Below are 10883 nucleotides of genomic sequence, written 5' to 3' on the forward strand. Positions count from 1 at the left end.
TCATCGACTCCGAGCGCGCATTGGCTGTCGGTCTGGTGACCAAAGTCGTGCCGCGTGCGAAGCTGGTTGAAGAAGCGCGTGCCAAGGCTGACAAGCTGGTCAAGAAAGCACCGCAGGCAATGGGCGCTGGCAAGGCTGTCATCAATGTCTGCCAGAGCATCGATACGGCTTCCGGCCGCGTGCTGGAGCGGATGGCGCAATCGGCACTGATCATGAGTGAAGATCACACGGAAGGCGTGCGCGCATTCCGCGAGAAGCGTCCGGCTAATTACCAGGGCAAGTAAGTCAGTTGTTGTAGTGATTGATGTGCTGCACACCGGGTGCGCCTGCGTTTTTCGCAGCCGCGCCCGGTTGTGCAATTACCGGGCATCCGGATGAATTGAAGGGGAATGCTGGATGAAAGTTGGCATAATCGGTTCCGGCAGTGTGGCGCGGGCATTGGGCGCAGGCTTGGTCGAGCTCGGCCATCAGGTCAAGATCAGTTCACGCAATACCAGCGCGCCTGCGCTGGAAAAGTGGCAACAAGAGGTGGGCAGCCAGGGTAGCGTCGGCGCGTTTTCGGATGCGGCGCAATTCGGCGAGATCGTGATTGTCGCCACCAAAGGCACAGCGGCCGAAAAAGCGCTGGAGCTGGCCGGACCAGCCGCGTTCAGCGGCAAGACCGTGATTGACGTCACCAATCCGCTGACCATGAACAGCGACAAGCAACTGGTGCTCAAGGAACTGCCCGACGGCTCCTGTGGCGAGACGGTGCAGCGCGTGCTGGCCGACGCAAAGGTAGTCAAGGCGTTCAATACGGTCAACAGTGCGCATATGTTCCGGCCGCAGTTTCCCGGCGGTGTACCGGACATGTTCTTTTGCGGTAATGACGCAGACGCCAAGGCCACGGTCGCAGAATTGCTGAAAGCCTTTGGCTGGAATCCGGTCGACATCGGCAAGATCGACGCCGCCCGCTTGCTGGAGCCGGTCTCCATGCTCGGCATCCGGCTGGCCATGAATTCGGGCAACTGGAATTATGTATTCCGGGTTGTCTACCAGGACAAGTAACAAGTAACAGGATGGATGCAAGGCAGCGCGGCGCGTACCGTCTGTTTTGCATCCTCAAAACATAGGCAGCGTTGACAGTGCGACTTCACGAATACCAATCCAAAGAGCTGTTGCGGAAATACGGTGTCCAGACTCCGCGTGGCTACCCATGCTTCGACCTGCGCGAAGTGGAAAAAGCCGCCAAGCGCCTGGGCAAAGTCCTGGTCAAGCCGCAAATCCACTTGGGCGATGCTTCCGCCTGCCTGCAATCTCCAATGGCCAGCTCGCGTACTGAAGCGCGGGCTTGCGGCGAGCAGATATTTACCCAGCCAGTGGGGCCGCGCGCCGCCACTGTGCGCCGCATACTGGTAGAAGAAGTCGTTGCCGGCGTTGCCAGGTTCCGCCTGCGCGTGACGGGTGGCGATAGCCCCATGATCACCGTTGCCGTATTCACGTTGGGCGCGCAGGGCAGTAGCGACGACTTGCTGCATGAAGAAAATATCCAGGCAGCGGACGGCATGAACGAAAGCCGCGCATTCGCCATCATCGACAAGCTGGCCATTCCGGACGCCGCCCGGCAGTCGGCGCTGGCCATGATAATGGGCGTGGCACGCATGGCGATCGAGCGCGGCGCTGCCGTGCTGGAGATCAATCCGGTCGTGTTGTCCGAGCGCCATGTGATCACTGCAGTCGGTGTGGTCGCCAACTTCACTGAAGAGTCGCTCATCACGCATCCCGAAATCGGTTCCATGCGAGATCCCGATGAAGCCAACCATGATGGACGAGCGTAGTTCGCCGACAGATTTCGACCTGTGCGCCCGCGAACAGCAGGGCGAGCAGTGTGATCACGTCAATCAGGACGGGATCGACGCTGGCGCCGGCACACCTGCGAAGGCGAGCCATTTCGTCTGTCCATCCGAGCAGATCCAGAGCCGCGGCGACGGCTTCACGTTTGATATCGAATTGAATGGTGAACCGGTCAATGCCTTCATCATCCGCTTTCGTGGTGAACTGCACGGCTATGTCAATCGGTGCCCGCATATCCCCGAAGACAGCGTGAATCTCGACCGGCCAGACGGCAAGTTCTTCGATCGGATGGGACGGCTGCTGCAATGCCGGCGGCATTCGGCATTGTTCGATCCGGCCAGCGGCGATTGCGTGCGCGGCCCGTGTCGCGGGTCCAGCCTGACCAGGATCGATGTTGCCGAACGCGCCGGTTCCGTGTTCTACCTGGGCTTGTCAGCCCCGATCAAGGACGCAAACAAGACCACGCCGGATGCACCGAAAGATGCGCGTGCGCGCATGGCAGGCCTGACGGACCGTTATTGACGGCAGCCTGCCGGTCGATTTTCCCCGCGTAAGCTGACCACCACAGGTCGCCGCGGTTTGCTGGCAAGCGGCCTGCGTGCCGACTGCCTTTGCCTTGATTCCTGATTGCGCTCCTATGGCTCTTCGCTTCACGTTACGGCAGATGGTGGTCTTCATCAATGTCGCCAGGCTCGGCACGACGGTTGGCACGGCAGCGCAATTGGCCATGTCGCAGTCCGCCGTCAGCGCCGCCTTGTCCGAGCTGGAAGAAATGGTCGGCGAACGCCTGTTCGATCGTAATGGTCGACGCCTGGTGTTGAACGACTCAGGCCGACGCTTGTTGCCCGGCGCGATTGCCCTGGTTGAACAGGCCGAAGCCATGACGCGGGATTTCGAATCCGAATCGATCGCGCTGCAAATTGCCGCCAGCAGCACCATCGGCAACTATGTACTGCCGACAGTCCTGCGTGAATTTCTCGCTGAACACCCCGACGCAAAGTTGAAAGTCATCGTCGCCAACACGCGCGATGTTGCCCGCCTGGTCGGTGACTTTGTCGCCGATATCGGCCTGATCGAAGGCAGTTGCAGCGATCCGTCAGTGCGGGTGGAGGAGTGGATCGATGATGAAATGATCGTCGTCGCGCCCGCTGCCGCACGTGCTGGCCTGGGCAATCGCGCCGCGCTGGCACAAGCCCCCTGGCTATTGCGCGAAGTCGGTTCCGGCACCCGCGAAATATTCGACAAGGAAGTGTCGCAGGCGCTCGGCGGGGTCAACGTCGCCATCGAGATCGGCAATTCCGAGGCAATCCGCCGCACCCTGCTCAGCGGTTTTGGCGTCAGTTGCCTGTCGCGCCATGTGGTCGCCGACGACCTGGAATCGGGCCGCCTGGTCGAGATCGACACCGGCCTGCCCGCCATCAAGCGGCCGTTTTCAGTGGTTCTTCACCGCAGCAAATCACTGACTCGCGGGATCAAGGTATTCCAATCCTTCCTCAGCGCCTATTCAGAGCGCAAGACAAAACAACAAATCAGTTGAATGGCTTTCGGGCCGTGCCGTCTGGCGCCTGGCGGCGCAAGTTACGCACGGCGTAATCCAAGGGCTCTGCTTGTTTAGTCCGATATTCGCACCTCGTAGCGATATTCGACGCCTGGCGCTCTGCCTATTTCGCGCCTTATTTTCGAATTGCCGACCTGACTGCCTGCAGCCTTATAAGACAATCAATTATTTGCACCTCCAACTGGAACCGGAGACTGATTGCCGTGACGCAGCGCGAGTCCCAACTTTAAGAAGCAGGTCATCGCCATGTCGATCAATTCGAATGCCTCCATCAGCATCCAGTACTCCTCGTACACCTCGCACACCTCACTCTCCGCGCACCCCCTGGCCGGTTTCTCCGCCGCATTGTCCTTGCCGGCGCTGATCCAGCGTGGACTGGTCGATAATGAAGTCCTGACCAGCTACCTGGCACACGCACAGCCACAAGACCTGATGCATGCACTGCATTACACCTGGGGTGGCCCGGCTGTGGCGTCGATCTCCGTTTTTTCCGAGCAGGTCACGGCGGTACGCACGGCAACCATCGGTGAAGGCTATAGCGCCGTGACCGATACCCTGTTCAAAGTCCATGTTTCCGAGCACATCATCCAGTACGCCGGCTTTTCGATCCGCGCTTCATTCCGTTGCCTGACGGTGCAAAGTGCGCAGGTCGCCGTATTCGCCCGCGCCAACCTCGCCGCGCACGCCGCACTCGACACCACCGTTCCCCTCGACGCCGCCCGCCGGCAATTCATCGCCAGCGAACCGGCTGCGCAAGCGGGGAAAGACACTGCGGGCAAAATGTTTGACCAGGCACTTTCCGACAATGCCGAAGACCACTTCCCCGCACGCGCACCTGCCTTGCGCCCCGTGTCTGTGCCGCCGCAATTCCCGATCCAGAACAAACAGGTGGAAGCGCTCGATCTTCACCGTGCCGACCGCAAACTGGTAAGGCTGGAAGAACAGGCATCACCGGTCACCCGGTCCGACGCAGCCGCAGTGTCGGCACACGCCGCATCCAGCGTGGCGTCAAAAGCCAAAAAGGCTGCCAAGAGGGCCGCTGACAATCTGGAGCGCGCAGGCCACTCTATCCAGCATGCTGCGGACTCTGCGAAGGAGAAAATTGAACTGACGGCGAGCCGTGCCGCCGGGAAAGCCGCTAAAAACGCCGAAATCGTCGAATCGCGCCTGGCGTTAGCTGGCCACAAAGCCAAGCTTGATTTCGCGAACGTCGCTTTCACCGCCCGTCACCAGGTTAAATCCGCCATAGTCGGCACCGGCCGTGCTGCAAGCCTTGCCGCCGAAGTGATCCGGTCACGCATTGAATGGGCCGGCTCCAGCGTCAAGAAGGCCGTCGTGTCCGCTGCAAAAGCCGGTGTTGAAACATGGGTCGGTGCGGCCCGCCTGGTCGCGGATTCGATCGCCGTAGGAGCAACGGCTACCGCGCGATTCGTGCCGCTCGCTGCTGAAGTGGTCCGTTCCAGCGTTGAACGGGCCGGTTCCAGCGTCAAGAAAGCTGTTGTCACCGCTGCAAAAACCGTCGCTGGCAATCTGGCCGGTGGCGCCGCCGTGATCGGCGGTGCGGCCGTCACAGTGGCCACGACCATTGGCGCTGGTGTCGCCAAAGCCGCAGGTTCCGCCTGGGGCGGAATCCGCAACCTGTTTTCCCGCGGATTCGAGCGGGTGTAAGCAGGTGGTCGTTTAGTACTCGCAGCACCTCAATCGGGTCACGACAGCCACGCTGCGTGACCCGATTTTCATTGGAACATCCACAGCGTCGCATTCTTCGCACGCTGCTTCATCCCAAAATACGCTTCCCACGGATCCTGCGTCTGGCGCGCAAGAAGCGCACCAAAGCGTCATGCATCCGGCTCGCCCACGGTCGGTGTGCGGCAGATTTCCTCCACCAGTTCGCGGGCGTACTGCGGCAAGGCGTCAATATCCTGCACCAGCACGCTACGTTCCCGCACCGCCCACGGGTCCGACAACTCCACCAGGGCCAGCTTCATCGTCCCCGCCAGGCGCAGTGCCGCGGAGTAGGGCAGCACGCCAATGCCCACGCCGGCTTCCACCATCCGGCACATGGCTTCAAAGCCACGCACCTGGATGCGCAATTGCAGTTGCTGTCCGGTCTCTGCCACGATCCGATTGAGGAAGTGCTGCAGCGTGCTGCCTTCGTACAGGCCAATATGCGGATAGTCCAGCGTCTGGCTGAAGGAAATCGGCCCCGCGCCGGCAAGCGGATGCCCGACCGGCGTGGCCAGCACCAGGCGATCGGTCGAGAAATTGATGACATGCAGGCCCTGGGCCTGGGTGGTGCCGGCTGCAACGCCGATATCGGCCGTGCCCTCCTGCACGCCGCGCACGATCTCGTGGTTCAGCCGCTCTTCCAGCGCCACATTGACCTGCGGATGCAGCGACAAGAAGCGCCCCAGCACTGCCGGCATGAATTCGGTGACGGCGGTGGTATTGGCAAAGATGCGGATATGGCCTTTGATGCCGTTGTTATATTCCTGCATCTCGCCCTTCAGGCGCTCCACCTGCTGCATGATCTGCTGCGCATGCCGCAGCAGGGTTTCGCCCGCGGGGGACAGTTGCACCCCCTTGTTTTCACGGTAGAGCAGTCGCATGCCAAAGCGCGACTCCAGCTCCTTTATGCGGTTGCTGGCCGCAGGCAGGGACAGGTGCATGCGCTCGGCGGCACGGGTCAGGCTTTTTTGCTCGGCGATATGGATGAACAATCGCAGGTCGGTCAGATCGAACAGCATGCTGGTTTCCGGTTGCAGGTTCATGATTTTACGCGTTTGTTGCACTGCAAGGCCGGCAGGCCATGCTTCGCCATCACGAGCGCGCGCGAACAGGGTGGGTGAACCGGAACAAGCTGACAAGCCTAGTTACCCATCGCACCCGAATCCGACAGGTCGTCATTTCTGGTGCCTGCCGTTTCCCAACCCGTTTGCCGCTGCCGCCGACCCCTCGCTATTGCGCGATCAGGGTGACCTCCGGCGACGGGGCCATCCTCTCCCTTGACAATGGAAAAACATGAAGCGATCCGCTGAGACGTCATCCGAACATCTGGCCTCAAGATTCAATCTCAACCTCAATTTGTCTGGAAATCCCCCGGCCATTGGTATCGGACAGGCGGGACAGCCAACGCACCCGACAAGTCCACAGGTCGTCAGCCAGACGCGTCCCGGCACCGTCTTGTCGTTCGGCCCAACCGGGTCCGCGAGCAGCGCCGGCAACGGCGGCTCGCCATTCCCGCCTTTGGATACTGTCGAATGGACAGAGCCGCAAGTCCGTGGTCGGCAAGCCCCTTTGGCCCAAGCAGGGACCGGCACCATGGACGGCGCATCGAGCAAGGCGACGCATGCCCAGGCGTCGTCGGGCGCCGGGCAGTTCAAGCGGGCTGACCAGCCGGGGAATCCCGAGGCGCAATACCGGTTGGCCAGGAGCTATGCCCTGGGTCGCCGAGTGCCAATGGACCTTGCCTTGGCTTTCGAATGGTTTTCCAAGGCGGCGGGACAGGGGCATCTAAGGGCCCAGACTGCCGTGGGAAACATGCTGGCGCAGGGCATAGGCGTCGAACTGAACGAGGCCGAGGCTGCGCAGTGGTATGGCAAGGCAGCGGCAGGGGGCGATGCCGAAGGTCAAAAGTGTCTGGGAATCTTGCTGGAGCACGGCAGGGGCGTGCAAAAGGACGAAGCCAAAGCCGCCGAGTGGTATGGCAAGGCGGCGGAACAAAATTACCCGGACGCACAGTTCCATATGGGGCGCATGCTGGAGGACGGCAGGGGCGTGGAAAAGGACGAGGCGAAAGCCGCCGAATGGTTTTTCAGGGCGGCGGAACAAAATAACCCGGATGCGCAGTTCTGTCTGGGACGCATGCTGGAGGACGGCAGGGGTGTGGAAAGAAACGCGGTCCTGGCCTTCGAGTGGTGTCGCAAAGCGGCGCGTGAGGGCGGTCATGTTTCTGCGCAAAACCACTTGGGAAAGATGCTTGCGAATGGTACGGGAGTGCAGCAGAACGACGCCTTGGCCGTCGCGTGGTTTCGCCAGGCCGCGGCACAGAAGAATCCCGAAGCCCAATTCAACTTGGGTGAGATGCTGCAGACCGGTCGGGGCGAGGAAAAGGACGAAGCCCAAGCCGCCGAGTGTTTTCGAAATGCGGCGGAACAGGGGCACGCCCAAGCGCAGGTTTCTTTGGGAAGGATGCTGGACGTAGGCCTCCAAGGCGTGCCACAAAACCAGGTATTGGCAGCACATTGGTATGGCAAGGCTGCTGAACAGGGGTACGTCTCAGTCCAGTTCAGACTTGGAGCGATGCTGATGGTAGGCCTCCCGGGTGTGCCAAAGAACGAAGCCTTGGCAGCACATTGGTATGGCAAGGCGGCTGAAAAGGGGCACCCCGAAGCCCAGTACTGGTTGGGAAGGATGCTGGCGCATGGCAAAGGCGTCCAACAGAACCGCGTCCAGGCTGTCGAATGGTTTCGCAAGGCCGCAGAGCAGAGTAATGCTTCCGCTCGAATCGAGCTGCAACGCTTGCTGAAGTACGGCGAGGGCCTGGAACACGAGGAGGCGCACTGGTATCGCGTTTCAGCGTCGGACTCTCAAATCCAGTACTTGTTGGGATTAATGTTGATGGAAGGCAAAGCGGTGCCAGTGAACAATCGACAGGCATACCTCTGGTTCGAGAAGGCAGCCGAACGGCATCATGCACCAAGCCAATGCTGGTTGGGATACATGTTCGAGCATGGCATAGGCGTCCCCCAAGACGATGTCAAAGCCGTCAAATGGTATCGCCGGTCAGCGGAACAGGGAAATCCATTAGCGCAATCGTGGTTGGGGAACATGCAGGGGCAGGGGAAAGACCAGCAATACAACGACGCGCAACATTTTCAGCTGACTCTCCAGCTGGCCGAGTGGGGTGATGCCACTGCGCAGTTCCAGGCGGGATTCATGTACGAACGGGGCACAGGTGTGCAACAAGACGACGCCAAAGCCATTGAATGGTATGGCAAGGCGGCAGAGCAGGGAAATGCGTCAGCCCGACTCAATTGGGAAAGCATGCGGGCGCAAGGCAGAGACGAGAAACATTACGACGCGCAAGCTTTTGAACGGTACCTGAACGACGCAAAACAGGGTAACGCGCTCGCTCAGTTTCATATTGGATTCATGCTCGAGAATGGCAAAGGCGTGCGCCAGAACCAGGCCGAAGCCGCTCAATGGTATTCGGCGGCCGCGCAGCAGAATGTCGCCAATGCCCAAGTCAACTTGGGATTCATGTTTGAGAATGGCAGAGGCGTACCCCCGAACCCTGCCTATGCGCTCGAATTGTTCCGTGCGGCGGCGGGCCAAGGTAACGCCGAGGGCCAATATTACATGGGATTCATGTATCTTTTCGGGAAGGGCGTGCAAGCGGACCGGAAACAGGCGGTCGAATGGTTTCGCAAGTCGGCGGCACAGGGTTTTGGAAAAGCCCAGGCCAAGTTGCGAGCGCTGGATGGCGACCAACGGCAGGGCCGCGCGCCTGAGATAACCGGGTTCGGCGCTTATTTATAGTCTCCGGCGAGGCCGCGTGGCTATTGGCGGGCTGCCCGTGCGCCCGATTGCGTATCGGAATCTGCGCGCAATTGAGCAGGGGCCCGCCTGTCGCCGAGCTCTCGAGCAGGCCTGAAGGCGGGCTTGTGGGCTTGCCCATCTCGAGCCCGCACCTCCTCGACCATGCCCGACTCAACGCACCCCTAAGCCCCCCTTCCGAAAATGCAGATTGCGGATTGACCAGCACCCGCCGAGAATTGCCTCTCTTTCACGGGAGACAGGCATGGACAAGGAATCTTTCGATCTGACGCTGCTGCGTCAATGGGTAGGCAGGACCGAAACACTGCAAGACGTGGTCAACGGCGAAAAGCTGCGGGCACTGGCAGGCACGCTGGACCGGGAGCCGCCGGCTGACAATGCACTGCCGCCCTTGTGGCACTGGACCCATTTCTGGCCCATCGTGGCCGCCTCGCAGACAGGCGAAGACGGCCATCCCCGCCGTGGCGGATTCCTGCCGCCGGTACCGCTGCCGCGCCGCATGTGGGCAGGCGGACGCCTGCAGTTCAGCGCGCCGCTGCCGGTGGGTACGTCCATCACCCGCACCTCGCGCATCCTCGACGTCAACGCCAAGTCCGGTTCCACCGGCCAGCTCGCCTTCGTGACCGTACGGCATGAAATCAGCGCCAATGGCAGCGTGGCAGTGTCGGAGGAACATGACATCGTGTACCGCGATCTGCCTCCGCCCGGTGCTGCCCCGGCCCCCGGCAAACCGGCGCCGGAAGGCGAAGCCTGGTCGCGCCTCATCACGCCCGACCCGGTACTGCTGTTCCGCTACTCGGCCCTGACCTTCAACGGCCACCGCATCCACTACGACCGCAGCTATGTCACCGAGGTCGAAGGCTATCCGGGCCTGATCGTGCACGGACCGCTGATCGCCACGCTGCTGGTGGACCTGCTGCATCGCAATCTGCCGCAGGCGCAGCTCAGCGCGTTCAGCTTCCGTGGCGTCGGTCCGCTGTTCGACATCGAGCCCTTCACCGTCTGCGGCCAGCCGCAAGCGGATGGCAAGACCGTCAAGCTGTGGGCAAAGAACATGCGTGGCGAACTGGCGATGCAGGCCGACGCCGTGATCGCCTGACACAACAACCCGAACCATTCAACAAGAGACAGCAGAAGACCATGGCAACCGACGACAATTTCCAGGACATCCGTGACGGCGTGCGCGACCTTTGTGCGCAATTTCCGCAAGAATATTTCCGCAAGGCTGACGAGCAGCGCGCCTATCCCGAAGCCTTCGTCGACGCGCTGACCAAGGCCGGCTGGCTGGCGGCGCTGATCCCGCAGGAATACGGCGGCTCCGGCCTGTCGCTGACCGAGGCAACGGTGATCATGGAAGAGATCAACCGCGCCGGCGGCAACTCCGGCGCCTGCCACGGCCAGATGTACAACATGGGCACACTGCTGCGCCACGGCTCCGAAGCGCAGCGCCAGCATTACCTGCCGCGCATTGCCACCGGTGAATTGCGCCTGCAATCGATGGGCGTGACCGAGCCCAGCACCGGCACCGACACCACCAAGATCAAGACCACGGCGGTAAGAAAAGGCGACCGCTACGTCGTCAATGGCCAGAAGGTGTGGATCTCGCGCGTGCAGCACTCGGACCTGATGATCCTGCTCGCGCGCACCACGCCGCTCGCGGAGGTGAAACGCAAGTCGGAAGGGATGTCGATCTTCCTGGTGGACCTGCGCGAGGCGATCGGCCACGGCCTCACCGTCCGGCCGATCCCGAACATGGTGAACCACGAGACCAACGAGCTGTTCTTCGAGGATCTCGAGATCCCCGCCGAGAATCTCATCGGGGAGGAGGGCCAGGGTTTCCGCTACATCCTTGACGGCCTCAACGCCGAACGCGTGCTGATCGCGGCCGAGTGCATCGGCGACGGCCGCTGGTTCATCGACCGGGTGACGGCCT

At 61.3% G+C, this 10883-nt stretch carries 10 protein-coding genes; 9 read left to right on the top strand and 1 reads right to left on the bottom strand.

The genetic code is table 11. From position 1 onward, the window contains the following. From Q7T64_RS15020 to Q7T64_RS15045, 6 genes are all read left to right on the top strand, one after another. Nucleotides 1-284, top strand: a 284-nt coding sequence (locus Q7T64_RS15020; protein WP_304797353.1) for an enoyl-CoA hydratase/isomerase family protein, incomplete at its 5' end; no start/stop codon positions are given. Nucleotides 285-396: 112 nt separating this feature from the next. Continuing rightward, on the top strand, nucleotides 397-1047 hold the full coding sequence (locus Q7T64_RS15025) for an NADPH-dependent F420 reductase (RefSeq protein ID WP_304797355.1): 651 nt from the start codon (nucleotides 397-399) through the stop codon (nucleotides 1045-1047). Between the two features lie 77 nt (nucleotides 1048-1124). Next, on the top strand, nucleotides 1125-1817 hold the full coding sequence (locus tag Q7T64_RS15030) for an ATP-grasp domain-containing protein (RefSeq protein WP_304797357.1): 693 nt from the start codon (nucleotides 1125-1127) through the stop codon (nucleotides 1815-1817). Further along, on the top strand, nucleotides 1789-2355 hold the full coding sequence (locus Q7T64_RS15035) for a Rieske 2Fe-2S domain-containing protein (protein WP_304797359.1): 567 nt from the start codon (nucleotides 1789-1791) through the stop codon (nucleotides 2353-2355). The genes Q7T64_RS15030 and Q7T64_RS15035 overlap by 29 nt, the downstream gene beginning before the upstream one ends. Nucleotides 2356-2470: 115 nt before the next feature. Beyond that, nucleotides 2471-3370: a LysR family transcriptional regulator gene (locus tag Q7T64_RS15040; protein ID WP_304797361.1), complete on the top strand. Its 900-nt coding sequence runs from the start codon at nucleotides 2471-2473 to the stop codon at nucleotides 3368-3370. Nucleotides 3371-3637: 267 nt separating this feature from the next. Then, complete coding sequence (locus Q7T64_RS15045; protein ID WP_304797363.1) at nucleotides 3638-5059, top strand: hypothetical protein; 1422 nt, start codon at nucleotides 3638-3640, stop codon at nucleotides 5057-5059. Between the two features lie 170 nt (nucleotides 5060-5229). On the opposite strand, the gene Q7T64_RS15050 is transcribed toward Q7T64_RS15045, so the two are convergent. After that, nucleotides 5230-6138: a LysR substrate-binding domain-containing protein gene (locus Q7T64_RS15050; RefSeq protein ID WP_304797371.1), complete on the bottom strand. Its 909-nt coding sequence runs from the start codon at nucleotides 6136-6138 to the stop codon at nucleotides 5230-5232. A gap of 274 nt (nucleotides 6139-6412) precedes the next feature. On the opposite strand from Q7T64_RS15050, the gene Q7T64_RS15055 reads away from it, so the two are divergent. From Q7T64_RS15055 to Q7T64_RS15065, 3 genes are all read left to right on the top strand, one after another. Then, on the top strand, nucleotides 6413-8932 hold the full coding sequence (locus Q7T64_RS15055; RefSeq protein ID WP_304797365.1) for an SEL1-like repeat protein: 2520 nt from the start codon (nucleotides 6413-6415) through the stop codon (nucleotides 8930-8932). A gap of 262 nt (nucleotides 8933-9194) precedes the next feature. Continuing rightward, complete coding sequence (locus Q7T64_RS15060; protein WP_304797366.1) at nucleotides 9195-10049, top strand: MaoC family dehydratase N-terminal domain-containing protein; 855 nt, start codon at nucleotides 9195-9197, stop codon at nucleotides 10047-10049. Between the two features lie 41 nt (nucleotides 10050-10090). After that, nucleotides 10091-10883, top strand: a 793-nt coding sequence (locus Q7T64_RS15065) for an acyl-CoA dehydrogenase family protein (RefSeq protein WP_304797368.1), incomplete at its 3' end; no start/stop codon positions are given.

Source organism: Lacisediminimonas sp. (assembly GCF_030645335.1).
Taxonomy (GTDB): Bacteria; Pseudomonadota; Gammaproteobacteria; order Burkholderiales; family Burkholderiaceae_D; genus Lacisediminimonas.